13 protein-coding genes, 2 tRNA genes and 4 other RNA genes are annotated in these 16,718 nt (G+C 57.9%); 8 read left to right on the forward strand and 11 right to left on the reverse strand.

Annotation, left to right across the window (positions count from 1 at the left end; genetic code table 11):
• Positions 1 to 68: 68 nt before the first annotated feature.
• The gene (locus IB144_RS10575; protein ID WP_023341789.1) at positions 69 to 1,451 is read left to right on the forward strand and encodes a YchO/YchP family invasin; all 1,383 of its coding nucleotides are present in this window, start codon (positions 69 to 71) and stop codon (positions 1,449 to 1,451) included.
• Here IB144_RS10575 and narL read toward each other — a convergent pair.
• Together narL and narX are read right to left on the reverse strand one after the other, a co-directional pair.
• Positions 1,448 to 2,098 carry a two-component system response regulator NarL gene (gene narL / locus IB144_RS10580; protein WP_002910198.1) on the reverse strand — a complete coding sequence of 217 codons (651 nt, stop codon included), beginning with the start codon at positions 2,096 to 2,098 and terminating at the stop codon, positions 1,448 to 1,450. The two genes, IB144_RS10575 and narL, sit on opposite strands and share 4 nt — an antisense overlap.
• Before the next feature lie 10 nt (positions 2,099 to 2,108).
• Entirely contained in the window at positions 2,109 to 3,887 is a 1,779-nt protein-coding gene (gene narX / locus IB144_RS10585) for a nitrate/nitrite two-component system sensor histidine kinase NarX (RefSeq protein WP_149358890.1), read from the reverse strand.
• A gap of 311 nt (positions 3,888 to 4,198) precedes the next feature.
• On the opposite strand from narX, the gene IB144_RS10590 reads away from it, so the two are divergent.
• From IB144_RS10590 to narI, 6 genes are all read left to right on the forward strand, one after another.
• Positions 4,199 to 5,587, forward strand: coding sequence for a NarK family nitrate/nitrite MFS transporter (locus tag IB144_RS10590; RefSeq protein WP_004175568.1), 1,389 nt, complete (start codon positions 4,199 to 4,201; stop codon positions 5,585 to 5,587).
• 125 nt (positions 5,588 to 5,712) lie between these two features.
• Complete coding sequence (locus IB144_RS10595) at positions 5,713 to 5,826, forward strand: hypothetical protein (protein WP_004218943.1); 114 nt, start codon at positions 5,713 to 5,715, stop codon at positions 5,824 to 5,826.
• Positions 5,827 to 5,992: 166 nt separating this feature from the next.
• Positions 5,993 to 9,736, forward strand: coding sequence for a nitrate reductase subunit alpha (locus IB144_RS10600; RefSeq protein ID WP_004180382.1), 3,744 nt, complete (start codon positions 5,993 to 5,995; stop codon positions 9,734 to 9,736).
• Positions 9,733 to 11,268, forward strand: coding sequence for a nitrate reductase subunit beta (gene narH, locus IB144_RS10605; RefSeq protein ID WP_002910193.1), 1,536 nt, complete (start codon positions 9,733 to 9,735; stop codon positions 11,266 to 11,268). Before IB144_RS10600 ends, narH begins: the two co-directional genes overlap by 4 nt.
• The gene (narJ, locus tag IB144_RS10610; protein ID WP_002910191.1) at positions 11,265 to 11,975 is read left to right on the forward strand and encodes a nitrate reductase molybdenum cofactor assembly chaperone; all 711 of its coding nucleotides are present in this window, start codon (positions 11,265 to 11,267) and stop codon (positions 11,973 to 11,975) included. The genes narH and narJ overlap by 4 nt, the downstream gene beginning before the upstream one ends.
• On the forward strand, positions 11,975 to 12,652 hold the full coding sequence (narI, locus tag IB144_RS10615; protein WP_002910189.1) for a respiratory nitrate reductase subunit gamma: 678 nt from the start codon (positions 11,975 to 11,977) through the stop codon (positions 12,650 to 12,652). Before narJ ends, narI begins: the two co-directional genes overlap by 1 nt.
• Here narI and IB144_RS10620 read toward each other — a convergent pair.
• Positions 12,649 to 13,545 (reverse strand): DMT family transporter, encoded by an 897-nt coding sequence (locus IB144_RS10620; protein ID WP_004180381.1) that lies wholly within the window; start codon positions 13,543 to 13,545, stop codon positions 12,649 to 12,651. The genes narI and IB144_RS10620 overlap by 4 nt on opposite strands.
• 107 nt (positions 13,546 to 13,652) lie before the next feature.
• Here IB144_RS10620 and IB144_RS10625 point away from each other — a divergent pair, with 107 nt between their 5' ends.
• On the forward strand, positions 13,653 to 14,096 hold the full coding sequence (locus IB144_RS10625) for an Lrp/AsnC family transcriptional regulator (RefSeq protein ID WP_004180380.1): 444 nt from the start codon (positions 13,653 to 13,655) through the stop codon (positions 14,094 to 14,096).
• A 184-nt stretch (positions 14,097 to 14,280) separates the two neighbouring features.
• Here IB144_RS10625 and IB144_RS10630 read toward each other — a convergent pair.
• The 8 genes from IB144_RS10630 to IB144_RS10665 form a co-directional block, all read right to left on the reverse strand.
• Positions 14,281 to 14,412: non-coding RNA, RtT sRNA (locus IB144_RS10630), on the reverse strand.
• A gap of 44 nt (positions 14,413 to 14,456) precedes the next feature.
• Positions 14,457 to 14,588, reverse strand: a non-coding RNA gene (locus tag IB144_RS10635) — RtT sRNA.
• A gap of 43 nt (positions 14,589 to 14,631) precedes the next feature.
• Positions 14,632 to 14,764, reverse strand: a non-coding RNA gene (locus IB144_RS10640) — RtT sRNA.
• Positions 14,765 to 14,808: 44 nt separating this feature from the next.
• Positions 14,809 to 14,893, reverse strand: a tRNA-Tyr gene (locus tag IB144_RS10645).
• A gap of 39 nt (positions 14,894 to 14,932) precedes the next feature.
• A non-coding RNA gene (locus IB144_RS10650) (RtT sRNA) lies at positions 14,933 to 15,065 on the reverse strand.
• Between the two features lie 43 nt (positions 15,066 to 15,108).
• A tRNA-Tyr gene (locus IB144_RS10655) sits at positions 15,109 to 15,193 on the reverse strand.
• Positions 15,194 to 15,352: 159 nt separating this feature from the next.
• A complete protein-coding gene (gene purU / locus IB144_RS10660) occupies positions 15,353 to 16,195 on the reverse strand; it encodes a formyltetrahydrofolate deformylase (RefSeq protein ID WP_004151854.1) in 843 nt (280 codons plus the stop codon).
• A gap of 42 nt (positions 16,196 to 16,237) precedes the next feature.
• Entirely contained in the window at positions 16,238 to 16,696 is a 459-nt protein-coding gene (locus IB144_RS10665) for a YchJ family protein (RefSeq protein WP_002910109.1), read from the reverse strand.
• Between the last annotated feature and the right edge of the window lie 22 nt (positions 16,697 to 16,718).

The raw sequence follows: 16,718 nt of genomic DNA on the forward strand, positions 1-16,718 counted from the left end.
CGGGAGCAGGGAAAAAACGATAAACTAACACTTCTATCCATTTTTGTGAGCTTGCGCAAACTCTGTTAATGGCTGTGTCGTTCCGTTTGTTGCCAACGTTGACCTTTCTCCTGCTGTTGCCGGGCGTTCCCGTCTGGGCGCTGACCGCCAGCGACACCACCCGCCCTGCGCAAGCGCAAGATCCGCTGCCCGATATGGGGATTGCTCCCCAGGTTGATGACGACGCCCGGCACTTTGCCGAAGTGGCGAAGAAGTTTGGCGAGGCCAGCATGAGCGACAATGGTCTGACTGCGGGTGAACAGGCGCAGCTGTTTGCCATCAGTAAAATCGGCAATGAAGTGAGTCATCAGCTGGAGAGTTGGCTCTCGCCGTGGGGCAACGCCAATGTCGACCTGCTGGTCAATAAAGAGGGGAAATTCACCGGCAGTAAAGGGAGCTGGTTCGTGCCGTTGCAGGATAACGACCGTTATCTGACGTGGAACCAGTACTCGGTGACCCGGCGCGAGCACGATCTGGTGGGCAACATCGGGCTTGGCCAGCGTTGGCGGGTCGGCGGTTGGCTGCTGGGCTATAACTCGTTTTACGATAAAGTGCTGAGCGAAAGCCTGGCGCGCGGCAGCGTTGGCGCCGAAGCGTGGGGAGAATATCTCCGCCTGTCGGCAAACTATTACCATCCGCTGGGCGACTGGCAGCTACGCGATAATCAGACTCAGGAGCAGCGGATGGCCGCAGGGTATGACGTCACCGCCCAGGCGCGGCTGCCGTTCTACCAGCACATCAACACCAGCGTCAGCGTCGAACAGTATTTCGGCGATAGCGTCGATCTGTTTCACTCCGGCACCGGCTACCATAATCCGGTGGCCGTCTCCGTTGGGCTCAATTACACCCCGGTCCCGCTGGTCACGGTGACCGCTAAGCATAAGCAGGGGGAAAATGGCGTCAGCCAGAACAATGTGGGCCTGAAGCTAAACTACCGCTTTGGCGTACCCCTTAAGCAGCAGCTTGCGGCAGACGAGGTGGCGATCAGCAACTCGCTGCGCGGGAGCCGCTTCGATAGTCCGGAGCGGGATAATCTGCCGGTGGTGGAGTATCGTCAGCGCAAAAATCTGACGGTCTATCTGGCCACGCCGCCCTGGGATCTGCAGTCCGGGGAGACGGTGCAGTTGAAGCTGCAGATCCATAGTCTGCATGGCATCAAGGCGCTGCACTGGCAGGGAGACACCCAGGCCCTCAGCCTGACGCCGCCGGTAGATGCCAGCAGCCCCGATGGCTGGAGCATCATTATGCCGGTGTGGAACAGTGAACCGGGCGCCGCGAACCGCTGGCGCCTGTCGGTGGTGGTGGAGGATAAACAGGGGCAGCGCGTCTCCTCCAATGAAATCGCCCTGGCGCTGACCGAGCCGCTGGTCAAGTTTACCACGCCAGGCGTCTCCTGGACGGACTCGCCTTAGAAGATTCGCTCCTGGTGGACCCATACCGCCGCTTCCACGCGGGATTTGAGCTTCATTTTCTTCAGCATGTGCTTTACGTGTACTTTGACGGTGCTTTCGGTGATATCCAGGCGACGGGCGATCATTTTGTTCGGCAGTCCCTGGGCTATCAGCTTGAGAATGTCGCGCTCGCGCGGGGTCAGCTGGCTGATGTCCCGATCGGAGGTGGCGCGGTTGGCGCGCAGGCTGGCGGCCAGCACCGGCGTTAACGCTTCGCTTAATACCATCTCTCCGGCGGCCGCCTGCTGCAGCGCTTTCAGCAGATCTTCCGGTTCCATGTCCTTCAACAAATAGCCATCGGCGCCGCGCTTCAGGGCGGTGACAACGTCCTCTTCATGGTTGGAGACGCTGAAGACCACTACCCGGCCAGAAAGGGATTTCTCACGCAGCTTATCCAGCGTCTCCAGACCGTTCATGCCCGGCATATTAAGGTCCAGCAGGATCAGGTCAGGATCCAGCGACTCGGCCAGCTCGATACCTTGCGCGCCATTGCTGGCCTCGCCAATCACCTGGATGTCCGGCGCCATGCTGATCAACTGTTTCACGCCGGTGCGCAGCATCGGATGGTCGTCAATGAGAAGGATAGTTGCCCGTTCCTGTTGACTCATGAGGGTCTCCTTATTGGATGGAAAACGTTTTTTCCGGGATAAACGTGACGATCACTTCGGTTCCACCGGTTTCCCGGCGTCGTACCTGACAGTCACCGCGCAAGCTCTGGGCGCGATCCCGCATAATAATTAAACCGTAATGGTTACTCCGTTCGGCGTGGTCCGGTACGCCGCGGCCGTTATCCGCTATCACCAGACGAACCTGATTATCGCGTTGTGACACCGTCATGGTCACTTCGGTCGCGCTGGCATGCTTCAGAGCGTTGCTCAACGCTTCGCGAGCGATCTGCAGCAGGTGGATCGCCTGATGCGAGGGCACAAAGCGCGGCGGGAGCTGGTAATCAAGCTGCACCGTAAAGCCGAAGTGGGCGCTGTACTCCTGACAGCTGGACTCCAGCGCCGGGCGCAGCCCCGGCTCGGTCAACTGCAGGCGGAAGGTGGTTAACAGCTCCCGCAGCTGGGCCCACGAGGTATTCAGTTCGTTACGGATCTGCCCCAGCAGCTGGCGGCTCTCCGTCGGCAAGGCGTCGCCTTGCATCTGCAGACAGCTAACCTGCATCTTCATACAGGATAGCGACTGGGCGATGGAGTCGTGCAGCTCGCGGGCGATAGTGGCCCGTTCTTCCATGACGATCAGCTGCTGCTGCTTCTCCTGATGGCGGTCCAGCGCCAGGGTGCTGGTCAGCTGTTCCACCAGGGTATCCACCAGCTGCTGCTGATCGTGGCTGAGATGGCGGCCAACCGGCAGCGTCGCCAGCAGGATGCCGTACTGACTATGCGCATCTGACAGCCGCCACTTCAGCGTTGTTCCGCCATCCGGCAGCGGCGGCAGATTGCGTGGACAGAGGTAGCAGCCTTTATCATCACAGTCATCATCCGAGTGGCAGGTAAACTCCTGGTGATTATCTTCGTCTTCCAGGTCGTAAACCCGTACCTCGATATCGCGCAGCAGCGTCAGCCCCTGCAGGCCATTCAGTACCGGCGAAATACGTTCGCAGAGCGGGGCGCTGGAGTGCAGCCGGCGGTTGGCCTGCCATAAGAAAGCGAGGATCTCGTTCTTCTGCTCCAGTCCGGCAGTCTTCTCCTGCACCCGCCGCTCGAGCACGGCATAGCTTTCCGCCAGCTCTTCCGACATGTTATTCAGCGCCATGCCCAGGGTCGCCATTTCGTTGCGGCCGCTGATGTGCGCCCGCTGGGTGAAATCACGCTGACTCACCGCGCGCGCCATGCTCAGCAGCTGTTTCCACGGCCGCAGCAGGCGGGCGCGTAGCCAGATGATAGTGAAGATCAGCAGCAGCGCCATACCAATGGCGAGGATGCGATGGATCCAGACCACCCGTTCGATACGCTGCTCGGTGGTGTGGTCGAATGCGGTGACCAACTGGTCGATACGATCGACAAAGTCGGCGACATCCTGGGCCACTTCCGCCTGATTGACTGCGCGCTGCATGCCGGGGGCCAGCGCCAGCTGCCAGTACTGCTGCAGGGCTTTAAGCTGGATTTCCTGGCCGTCGCGGCGGGCGGAATTTTGCAGCTCCGGGCTGAAGACGGTGGCGGTCATGTCCGCCACCAGTTTTTGATCGTTTTCATTCAGCGGGATCGCCGCCAGCAGCCGGTAGCTTTGCATACGCAATGAACCGGCCTTGTTAATGGCGTGCGCGCTGCCCTGCACGCCGTTCACCAGGCGCGCGGAGATCGCCATGCCGGCGACGCCAATAATCGTGGCGAGCAGCACGATTAACGCCAGTTGATTGACCAGCGTCAGCGGGGTAAAAAGACGTTTTAACATGGAATGCGTGGCTCCTGACCGGTCATGTCTCCGGGAGTGGCGCTTATTCTCGACTATCCCCTGGAGTATACCCATACCCCCAAAGAGTTACTCCTTAATTGTCGGTGGTAGGCGATGTTAGGGGGGGGATTATACGCAACCCGGCAGCAGCGTGAAAAACCACACTTTTTTCCCCGCCATTCTCTACTCACTTGGAGGCATGGTTTATTTTTGCACAAATTAGCTCGCGCTTTTCCTTTGATTTATATCAACTTACCGCCCCGGGTAACCCCTAAGGTAGCGGCAGGAAATATGAATAATCAGAGGTATCTATGAGTCAATCTTCCCTCCCGGAGAAGGCTAACCGCTCGGTCATAACCGACTGGCGGCCTGAAGATCCTGAATTCTGGCAACAGCGCGGCCATCGTGTGGCAAGCCGCAATTTATGGATCTCCGTTCCCTGTCTGTTACTGGCGTTCTGCGTTTGGATGTTGTTCAGCGCGGTTGCCGTTAACCTCAACAAAGTAGGCTTTCAGTTTACAACCGATCAGCTGTTTATGCTGACCGCGCTGCCGGCGCTGTCAGGCGCCTTATTACGCGTGCCTTACGCCTTTATGGTGCCGCTGTTCGGCGGCCGTCGCTGGACGGCGTTCAGCACCGGGATCATGATTGTGCCGTGCGTCTGGCTGGGCTTCGCGGTCCAGGATACCTCTACGCCGTTTAGCATCTTCGTGATTATCTCTCTGCTGTGCGGCTTCGCCGGAGCCAACTTTGCCTCCAGTATGGCCAACATCAGCTTCTTCTTCCCGAAAGCGAAGCAGGGCGGGGCGCTCGGCGTTAACGGCGGACTTGGCAATATGGGCGTCAGCGTGATGCAGCTGGTCGCGCCGCTGGTGGTCTCGATCTCTATCTTTGCCGTTTTTGGCGGTAACGGTAGCGAGCAACCGGACGGCTCGATGCTGTATCTGGAAAACGCCGCGTGGATCTGGGTACCTTTCCTGATTATTTTCACTCTGGCGGCGTGGTTCTTTATGAACGACCTGTCGGCTTCGAAAGCGTCGCTGAGCGAGCAGTTGCCGGTACTTAAGCGCCTGCATCTGTGGATTATGGCGCTGCTCTATCTCGCGACCTTCGGCTCCTTTATCGGCTTTTCCGCCGGGTTCGCGATGCTGTCAAAAACTCAGTTCCCGGATGTGCAGATCCTGCATTACGCCTTCTTCGGCCCGTTCATTGGCGCGCTGGCGCGTTCGATGGGCGGGGCGATCTCCGACCGCCTCGGTGGGACCCGCGTAACGCTGGTCAACTTTGTGGTGATGGCTGTCTTCTGCGCGCTGCTGTTCCTGACCCTGCCGACCAACGGCCAGGGCGGTAACTTTATCGCCTTCTTCGCGGTGTTTATGGTGCTGTTCCTGACCGCCGGGCTGGGGAGCGCCTCCACCTTCCAGATGATCTCCGTGATCTTCCGTAAGCTGACTATGGACCGCGTGAAGGCCCAGGGCGGCAGCGAAGCGCAGGCGATGCGCGAGGCGGCGACCGATACCGCGGCGGCGCTGGGCTTTATCTCCGCCATTGGCGCTATCGGCGGCTTCTTTATTCCGAAAGCGTTCGGTATCTCGCTGGATCTGACCGGCTCGCCGGCCGGGGCGATGAAAGTGTTCCTCGTGTTCTATATTGCCTGCGTGGTGATCACCTGGGCGGTATACGGTCGTAAGCGTCAGTAATCGGCCGCGGTAACGTTGGCGTATAAAAAGGCGCGCTCCCCACGGAGGCGCCTTTTTTAACCGCTCAATTAGTTACAACATACTATGGGAGAATATTGTCCGCATCGACCGCTGAGCCAGAACAGGTGGGCTTGCCAGTGAAATGGCTCTACCCCTTAATACCTCCGTTGTTAACAAATCCCGGTGAGGCGCCGCTTTTTGAGGTGAAAACCATTAAAAAACAACAAGTTAAAAAATAACATCTTATACCACCTTGGTGGTAATCGAGGTTTTGCTGCGCAGTAACAAGCCAGTTCGGATTGATCGCTATCAATTCTCGCCCTCTTTCATAGCGTTACCTTCGCTGCAAATCCAGCAATGTCGATTTATCAGAGAGCCGTCAGGCTCCATATCAGGAGAAACCCGATGAGTAAATTCCTGGACCGGTTTCGCTACTTCAAACAGAAGGGTGAAACCTTTGCCGATGGGCACGGCCAGCTTCTAAACACCAACCGGGACTGGGAGGATGGATACCGTCAACGTTGGCAGCATGACAAAATTGTGCGTTCCACTCACGGTGTCAACTGCACCGGCTCATGCAGCTGGAAGATTTATGTCAAAAACGGTCTGGTGACCTGGGAAACGCAGCAGACTGACTATCCGCGCACCCGCCCGGACCTGCCGAACCACGAACCACGCGGTTGCCCGCGCGGCGCCAGCTACTCCTGGTATCTGTACAGCGCTAACCGCCTGAAATACCCGCTGATGCGTAAACGCCTGATGAAGATGTGGCGGGAAGCGAAAGTTCAGCATAGCGATCCGGTTGAGGCATGGGCGTCGATTATCGAAGACGCCGACAAAGCTAAAAGCTTCAAACAGGCCCGCGGTCGCGGCGGTTTTGTACGTTCCTCCTGGCAGGAAGTGAATGAGCTGATTGCCGCCTCCAACGTCTATACCGTCAAAACCTACGGTCCGGACCGCGTGGCTGGCTTCTCGCCGATCCCGGCGATGTCGATGGTCTCCTACGCGTCCGGCGCCCGTTATCTGTCGCTGATCGGCGGCACCTGCCTGAGCTTCTACGACTGGTACTGCGACCTGCCGCCGGCTTCGCCGATGACCTGGGGCGAGCAGACCGATGTGCCGGAATCCGCCGACTGGTATAACTCCAGCTATATCATCGCCTGGGGCTCAAACGTGCCGCAGACCCGCACCCCGGATGCGCACTTCTTTACCGAAGTCCGCTATAAAGGGACCAAAACCGTAGCCATCACTCCGGACTACGCCGAAATCGCCAAACTCTGCGATCTGTGGCTGGCGCCGAAGCAGGGTACCGATGCCGCGATGGCGCTGGCGATGGGCCATGTGATGCTGCGTGAATTCCACCTCGATAAGCCGAGCCAGTATTTCACCGACTATGTGCGCCGCTATACCGACATGCCGATGCTGGTGATGCTCGAGGAGCGCGACGGTTATTATGCCGCCGGCCGTACGCTGCGCGCATCCGACCTCGTGGATTCCCTTGGTCAGGAGAATAATCCGGAATGGAAAACCGTCGCCTTTGACGAGAAGGGCGACATGACCGTACCGAACGGTTCCCTCGGATTCCGCTGGGGCGACAAAGGCAAATGGAACCTCGAACAGCGCGACGGTAAAACTGGCGAAGAGATTGAGCTACGTCTGAGCCTGCTGGGCAGCCATGATGAAGTGGCGAACGTCGGCTTCCCGTACTTCGGCGGCGAAGGGTCTGAGCACTTTAACAAAGTCGATCTGGAAAACATTCTGCTGCACAAACTGCCGGCCAAACGCCTGCAGCTGGCCGACGGCTCTACCGCCCTGGTCACCACCGTGTATGACCTGACCATGGCTAACTACGGCCTGGAGCGCGGTCTGAACGATGACAACTGCGCCGCCGGCTACGATGAAGTGAAAGCCTACACCCCGGCGTGGGCGGAGAAGATCACCGGCGTCTCCCGCGCGCATATCATCCGTACCGCCCGTGAATTTGCCGATAACGCCGATAAAACTCACGGTCGTTCGATGATTATCGTCGGGGCGGGCCTCAACCACTGGTTCCACCTCGACATGAACTACCGCGGCCTGATCAATATGCTGATCTTCTGCGGCTGCGTCGGTCAGAGCGGCGGCGGTTGGGCGCACTATGTGGGCCAGGAAAAACTGCGTCCGCAGACCGGCTGGCAGCCGCTGGCGTTCGCCCTTGACTGGCAGCGTCCGGCACGTCACATGAATAGTACCTCGTACTTCTATAACCACTCCAGCCAGTGGCGCTATGAAACGGTGACCGCGCAGGAACTGCTGTCGCCGATGGCGGATAAATCCCGTTACAGCGGCCACCTGATCGACTTTAACGTGCGCGCAGAGCGGATGGGCTGGCTGCCGTCGGCGCCGCAGCTTGGCGTCAACCCGCTGCGTATCGCTGACGAAGCGAAAAAAGCCGGCATGACCCCGGTGGATTACACCGTGAAGTCGCTGAAAGAGGGCTCGATTCGCTTTGCGGCCGAGCAGCCGGAAAATGGCAAAAACCACCCGCGTAACCTGTTTATCTGGCGTTCCAACCTGCTGGGCTCCTCCGGTAAAGGCCATGAATACATGCTCAAGTACCTGCTGGGTACCGAGAACGGCATTCAGGGCAAAGACCTGGGCAAGCAGGGCGGCGTGAAGCCGGAAGAAGTCGAATGGCGGGATAACGGCCTCGACGGCAAACTGGATCTGGTGGTGACCCTCGATTTCCGTCTGTCGAGCACCTGTCTCTACTCCGACATCGTGCTGCCGACCGCCACCTGGTACGAAAAAGACGACATGAATACCTCGGATATGCATCCGTTTATTCACCCGCTGTCGGCCGCCGTTGATCCAGCCTGGGAATCGAAGAGCGACTGGGAGATCTATAAAGGTATCGCGAAGAAATTCTCTGAAGTGTGCGTGGGCCACCTCGGTAAAGAAACCGACGTGGTGACCCTGCCGATCCAGCACGACTCCGCCGCGGAAATGGCGCAGCCGCTGGATGTCAAAGACTGGAAAAAAGGCGAATGCGATCTCATCCCCGGGAAAACCGCGCCGCATATTATTCCGGTTGAGCGTGATTACCCGGCGACCTACGAGCGTTTCACCTCGATCGGCCCGCTGCTGGAAACCATCGGCAACGGCGGGAAAGGCATCGCCTGGAACACCCAGAGCGAGATGGATCTGCTGCGTAAGCTCAACTACACCAAGGCGGAAGGCCCGGCGAAAGGCCAGCCGAAGCTGGAAACGGCCATCGACGCCGCGGAAATGATCCTCACCCTGGCCCCGGAAACCAACGGTCAGGTGGCGGTGAAAGCGTGGCAAGCGCTGAGCGAGATCACCGGTCGCGAGCATACGCACCTCGCGCTGAACAAAGAAGACGAGAAGATCCGCTTCCGCGATATTCAGGCGCAGCCGCGGAAGATTATCTCCAGCCCGACCTGGTCTGGCCTGGAAGATGAGCATGTCTCCTATAACGCCGGTTACACCAACGTTCACGAGCTGATCCCGTGGCGCACGCTGACCGGACGTCAGTCGCTGTATCAGGATCACCAGTGGATGCGCGACTTCGGCGAAAGCCTGCTGGTCTATCGGCCGCCGATCGACACCCGTTCGGTGAAAGCGGTGATGGGCGAGAAGTCCAACGGCAACCCGGAGAAGGCGCTGAACTTCCTGACCCCGCACCAGAAATGGGGTATCCACTCGACCTACAGCGATAACCTGCTGATGCTGACCCTGTCGCGCGGTGGGCCTATTGTCTGGATGAGCGAAGCGGATGCGAAAGATCTGGGTATCGAAGATAACGACTGGATCGAAGTGTTCAACGCCAACGGCGCCCTGACGGCGCGTGCGGTGGTGAGTCAGCGCGTTCCAGCCGGGATGACCATGATGTATCACGCGCAGGAACGTATCGTGAACCTGCCGGGCTCTGAAATCACCGGTCAGCGCGGGGGGATCCATAACTCCGTCACCCGTATTACGCCGAAACCGACCCACATGATCGGCGGCTACGGCCACCTGGCCTATGGCTTTAACTACTACGGCACCGTCGGCTCCAACCGCGATGAGTTTGTGGTGGTACGTAAGATGAAGAACATTAACTGGTTAGACGGCGAAGGCAACGACCAGGTACAGGAGAGCGTAAAATGAAAATTCGTTCACAAGTCGGCATGGTGCTGAATCTCGATAAGTGCATCGGCTGCCACACCTGCTCGGTGACCTGTAAAAACGTCTGGACCAGCCGTGAAGGGATGGAATACGCCTGGTTCAACAACGTGGAAAGTAAGCCGGGCGTCGGTTTCCCGAACGACTGGGAAAACCAGGAAAAATGGAAGGGCGGCTGGATCCGCAAAATCAACGGTAAACTGCAGCCGCGCATGGGCAATCGCGCGATGCTGTTGGGAAAAATCTTCGCCAACCCGCATCTGCCGGGCATCGATGATTACTACGAGCCGTTTGATTATGACTACCAGAATCTGCATAACGCGCCGGAGAGCAAACATCAGCCGATCGCCCGTCCGCGCTCGCTGATCACCGGTCAGCGGATGGACAAGATCACCAGCGGTCCGAACTGGGAAGAGATCCTCGGCGGCGAGTTTGAAAAACGCGCCAAAGATCAGAACTTCGACAACATGCAGAAGGCGATGTACGGCCAGTTCGAAAACACCTTCATGATGTATCTGCCGCGCCTGTGCGAGCACTGCCTGAACCCGGCCTGCGTTGCGACCTGCCCGAGCGGCGCCATCTATAAGCGTGAAGAAGACGGCATCGTACTGATCGACCAGGACAAGTGCCGCGGCTGGCGGATGTGTATCACCGGCTGTCCGTACAAGAAGATCTATTTCAACTGGAAGAGCGGGAAATCCGAGAAATGCATCTTCTGCTACCCGCGTATTGAATCCGGGATGCCGACGGTGTGCTCCGAAACCTGCGTGGGCCGTATCCGCTATCTCGGCGTCCTGCTATACGACGCGGACGCGATTGAAAACGCCGCCAGCACCGAGAACGAGAAAGATCTGTATCAGCGTCAGCTGGACGTGTTCCTCGATCCCAACGATCCGAAAGTGATCGAGCAGGCGCTGAAAGATGGCGTACCGCAGGGGGTCATTGAAGCTGCGCAGCAGTCGCCGGTTTACAAAATGGCGATGGACTGGAAGCTGGCCCTGCCGCTGCACCCGGAATATCGCACCTTGCCAATGGTCTGGTACGTGCCGCCGCTGTCGCCGATTCAGTCCGCCGCCGATGCGGGTGAACTGGGTAGCAACGGGATCCTGCCGGACGTGGAAAGCCTGCGTATTCCGGTGCAATATCTGGCGAACCTGCTGACCGCGGGCGATACCCAGCCGGTACTGCTGGCGCTGAAACGAATGCTGGCGATGCGCCACTATAAGCGTGCGGAAACCGTTGACGGCGTCGTTGATACCCGCGCGCTGGAAGAGGTGGGGCTGAGCGAAGCGCAGGCCCAGGAAATGTATCGCTATCTGGCGATCGCCAACTACGAAGATCGTTTCGTGGTGCCGAGCAGCCATCGTGAACAGGCGCGAGAAGCGTTTCCGGAGAAAAACGGCTGCGGCTTTAGCTTTGGCGATGGCTGCCACGGCTCTGACAGTCAGTTCAACCTGTTCAACAGCCGTCGCATCGACGCCATCGACGTGACCAGCAAAACGGAGCCGCACGCATGATTGAACTCGTGATTGTATCGCGTCTGCTCGAATATCCTGACGCTGCCTTATGGCAGCATCAGCAGGAGATGTTCGAGGCGCTCGCGTCATCAGAGAAACTCAGCAAAGAGGATGCCCACGCGCTGGGCGTTTTCCTGCGCGATTTAGTGGCTCAGGATCCGCTGGACGCCCAGGCGGCCTATAGCGAACTGTTTGACCGCGGCCGGGCCACCTCGCTGCTGCTGTTTGAACATGTCCACGGCGAATCCCGCGATCGCGGGCAGGCGATGGTCGACCTGATGGCGCAGTACGAGCGCCACGGTCTGCTGCTGGATAGCCATGAGCTGCCGGATCATCTGCCGCTATATCTGGAGTATCTGGCGCAGCTGCCGGAAGAGGAAGCGCTTGGCGGCCTGCGGGACGTCGCGCCGATCCTCGGTCTGCTCAGCGCGCGCCTGCAGCAGCGCGAAAGTCGCTATGCGGTGCTGTTCGAGCTATTGCTGAAGCTGGCCAATACTCAGGTCGACAGCCAGAAGGTGGCGGAGAAGATTGCCGACGAAGCGCGCGACGATACGCCGCAGGCGCTGGACGCCGTCTGGGAAGAAGAACAGGTCAAATTCTTTGCCGACCAGGGCTGCGGCGAGTCGGAAATTTCCGCTCACCAGCGTCGTTTTGCCGGAGCCGTGGCCCCGCAATATCTGAATATCTCTAACGGAGGACAGCAATAATGCACTTCCTGAATATGTTCTTCTTTGACATTTATCCGTACATTGCGGGTTCGGTGTTCCTGATTGGCAGCTGGTTGCGCTATGACTATGGCCAGTACACCTGGCGCGCCGCCTCCAGCCAGATGCTGGACCGTAAGGGGATGAACCTGGCGTCGAACCTGTTCCATATCGGCATCCTGGGTATTTTCGCCGGCCACTTCCTCGGCATGCTGACCCCGCACTGGATGTATGAGTCCTTCCTGCCGATCGATGTCAAGCAGAAGATGGCGATGATCGCCGGCGGCGCCTGCGGCGTGATGACCCTGGTGGGCGGGTTACTGCTGCTCAAGCGTCGTCTGCTCAGCCCGCGCGTTCGCGCCACCACCACCGGAGCGGATATTCTGATCCTCTCGTTGCTGATGGTGCAGTGTGCGCTCGGCCTGCTGACGATCCCGTTCTCCGCTCAGCATATGGACGGCAGTGAAATGATGAAACTGGTCGGCTGGGCGCAGTCGGTGGTGACGTTCCACGGCGGCGCGTCACAGCATCTGGATGGCGTGGCGTTTATTTTCCGCGTTCACCTGGTACTGGGTATGACCCTGTTCCTGCTGTTCCCGTTCTCCCGTCTGGTTCATATCTGGAGCGCGCCGGTCGAATACCTGACGCGCAAATACCAGATTGTCCGCGCCCGTCGCTAACTGGCCCGCGACTGCTCACTGACCCCGCCGCGGCGGGGTTTTTTTTCGCCCCAGCCGAGATTATTCCCTGCGGCGGCAAACAGAATAAGCATCCCACCGAGCAATTGCACCGCGGATAACGCATGGTGGAAGACCAGATAGTCGACCACCATCGCCACCAGCGGATAAATAAAGGAGAGCGAACCGGTAACGGGCGTCGGCAGTTTCTGTATCGCGCTATATAAAAGCTGATACATGATCCCGGTATGGACGATGCCGAGGATCAGCAGATAGCGCCAGGGGAAGCTGGCCGTCAATTCTGGGGCATGCACCAGCGGCAGCAGCATCACGACGCCGACGAGAACCTGAATGAAGGCGATATGCTGCGCGGGGAGCGGATGCAGTTTGCGCGCGATGATGGCGGTCAGGGCATAGAAGAATGCCGCGCCCAGCGCCAGCAACACGCCGGTGGTAAGCCCCTCTTCGTGTGCAGGCGTCAGCTCGCTCGACAGCAGGATCACTACGCCGCCAAAGGCCAGCAGTAACCATCCCCATTTCACGGCGCTGACCCGTTCCCCCAGCACCATCCCCATCAGTACCAGCATAAACGGCTGGGTGTTATAGACCACGGTGGCCATACCGATTGAGATCCGCGAATAGGCGGCAAACAGCAGCAGCCAGTTGACGACCAGCGCCGCGCCGCCAATCACCGCCAGAGCGAGAGTGAAACGCGTTAGCCGGCTGAAGGGCTGGCGGCTTAACACGATAAACACCAGCAGGGTTAGCGCGCCAATCAGGCAGCGCCAGAACACCACATCAGTCACCGGCAAACCAGAGAGCAGCACGAACGCGCCGATCGAGCCGGAGATTATCATTGCCAGGCTCATCTGCCAGACGCCGCGGGTAAGTTGCATTTTTCACCTCCACCATTTTTTAGTTATTGTGCGAAAAACCCTGACAGGGTGATATGGCTGAATTAAGGTAGAAGGGGGGAAATGCCTTTTATAATTAGGTGAAATATATGAATGACGTACTTGATGAAATTGACAGGGCGATCCTCTCCTGCCTGACTCAGGATGCCAGAGTTTCGCTCAAGGTCCTGAGCGCGCGAGTGGGGCTGACCTCGCCGAGCACCGCCGAGCGGGTGAAGCGCCTGGAGGAGCGGGGAGTCATTCAGGGCTATGGGGCGCGGGTAAATCTCGCCGCGCTGGGCTATAGCCTGCAGGCGCTGGTGCGGGTCCGGCCGCTGCCTGGGCTGCTGCAGAAGGTGGATAAATATATCCAGGCGATGCCGGAATGTATTGAAAGTGACAAGGTGACCGGGGAAGATTGTTTTGTAATGCGTCTCGTGGTGCGCGATATTGCCCAGCTGGATACCCTGCTGGACGGTCTGGCGGAGTATGCGCAGTGTAACACCTCGGTGGTGAAAAGCTCGCCGGTAAAAAGGCGGTTGCCACCGCTGTGAGTTTTTCCGGAGGCGGTGCTGCGCACCTGTCCGGGCTACCAGACGGCACCACTTGTAGCCTCGCTAAGCGAAGCGCGAGCGATGAGACAGCAGAACAGGTGGCTGAGAGAGTGCAGGAATGTGTAGCCTCGCTAAGCGAAGCGCGAGAGAGGAGATAGCCGAACCGGTGGCTGAGAGAGTGCAACAGTGGTGGGGGAAGGATTACTCGGCGCTAAAGCGCCTCGCCCTTCGGGCCGTTGCCTGCGGCAACGTTCTCTCGCTTCGCTCGAGTCGAACCTTAGTCGAAGCTTCTCATCCTTCCCCGTGGGGCAGAATATAGAATATCGTAGAGTAATTGGATTGAGGTGTTTTTTAAGAAGATGGTGGTGGGGGAAGGATTACTCGGCGCTAAAGCGCCTCGCCCTTCGGGCCGTTGCCTGCGGCAACGTTCTCTCGCTGCGCTCGAGTCGAACCTTAGTCGAAGCTTCTCATCCTTCCCCATGGGGCAGAATATAGCGTATCGCAGGTGGAATAAGCTGGGCAATACATGAAGAGGTGGTGGTGGGGGAAGGATTACTCGGCGCTAAAGCGCCTCGCCCTTCGGGCCGTTGCCTGTGGCAACGTTCTCTCGCTGGCGCTCGAGTCGAACCTTAGTCGAAGCTTCTCATCCTTCCCCATGGGGCAGAATATAGAATATCGTAGAGTAATTGGATTGAGGTGTTTTTTAAGAAGATGGTGGTGGGGGAAGGATTCGAACCTTCGAAGTCGATGACGGCAGATTTACAGTCTGCTCCCTTTGGCCGCTCGGGAACCCCACCAGGGGTAAAATCACATTGTAGGCTATTCAGCAAAATGAATGGTGGTGGGGGAAGGATAACTCGTCGCTATCTCTCCTCGCCCTTCGGGCCGTTGCCTGTGGCAACGTTCTCTCGCTGGCGCTCGAGTCGAACCTTAGTCGAAGGTTCTTACCCTTCCCGCTAAGTGCAAACATCGTTTACGCTTGTCGGGGAAACCATATCACTGTAGTGAATAATGGTGGTGGGGGAAGGATTCGAACCTTCGAAGTCGATGACGGCAGATTTACAGTCTGCTCCCTTTGGCCGCTCGGGAACCCCACCACGGGGTAATGCTTGGTACTGGCCTGCTTCCTTCTCGGGAAGCGGGGCGCATCATACCAAATGATGCGCCCCTGTAAAGCATTCGTTTGACAAAAATAAACTGGTTGCCTGATTTTTACACGTAACGCCGTAAAGCTAACCAATTCATTTCTCAGTCGATTAAAGAATAATCGTCCGGTTACCGTAAACGAAGACGCGCTGCGCCAGTACCTGATACAGCGCCCGGCTCAAGACGTTTTTTTCAACATCGCGCCCAGCGCGCATCATATCTTCTGCGGTATAAGTATGATCAACGTGAATCACGTCCTGCATGATGATCGGGCCTTCATCCAGATTGTCATTCACGTAGTGGGCGGTAGCGCCAATGATTTTCACGCCGCGCTCATAGGCCTGATGATAGGGACGGGCGCCGATAAACGCCGGCAAAAACGAATGGTGGATATTGATGATTTTGTTCGGGAAGCGGGCGACAAATTCTGGCGTCAGGACGCGCATATACTTGGCCAGCACCACGTAATCCGGTTCGTGGGCGGCGATAGCATCGCCCATCCGCTGATCGTGTTCTTCGCGGCTCAGTCCTTCATGGCTGACCAGCTCAAACGGAATACCAAAGCGCTCCACCAACGAGCGTAGGGTGTCATGGTTGCCGATAACCGCGGCAATATCGACATCCAGCCCGCCGTAGTTGGCTTTCATCAGCAGATCGCCCAGACAGTGCGCCTCTTTCGTCACCAGAATCACCACCCGGCGACGGCCTGCCGGATTCAGTTCGCGGATGGAGCCTTCAGGCAGGGCGCTGTCGAGATCGGCCAGCAGAGTAGCGTCGTTAAAAATGCCTTCCAGTTCGGTGCGCATAAAGAAACGACCGGTACGGTGGTCAACAAACTCATTGTTCTGCACAATGTTGAGTTCATGCTTGTAGCAGATATTGGTGATACGCGCGATGAGGCCTTTCTGATCAGGGCAAATAGTGCGTAGTACTTTACGTTGTAATGAATGCATCGCGAGGAAAATCCTGTAATGTTTGCAAGCGCTGCGCCAGCGTTACTGGCCGCAGCATTTTTTAAATTTTTTACCTGAGCCGCAGGGGCAGGGGTCGTTACGGCCAATCAGCGGTCGTGTCCCGTCGATATAGTACCACTGTCCATTTTCTTTTAAGAATCTGGAACGTTCAATAATGGCGCCAGGGCGGTTATTGTCATTAAAGCGGGCGACAAAGCTGACAAAACCTTCATTTGGAGCTCGCCCCTCATCACTGGCGAACAGGGTTAAGCCCAGCCATTCGGTCTGGGAAAACCCTTTCTCCAGCTCGGCGCGAAATTGCTGCGCCTGACAGGACGGGTGCCAGGTTTTGATTAGATAGTCAGCGTCTTTCATGACGAACGCGCTATAACGAGAGCGCATAAGCTGTGACGGGCCCGGCGCAAGCTCAGCGCCGGACAGATATCGCTGGCAACATGAGCTATACTCCAGTGCGCTGCCACAGGGGCATAATTGCGACAAAACTGCCTCCATGGAAGAAAGA

The organism is Klebsiella sp. K4, assembly GCF_014596785.2.
GTDB classification, from domain to species: domain Bacteria; phylum Pseudomonadota; class Gammaproteobacteria; order Enterobacterales; family Enterobacteriaceae; genus Klebsiella; species Klebsiella pneumoniae.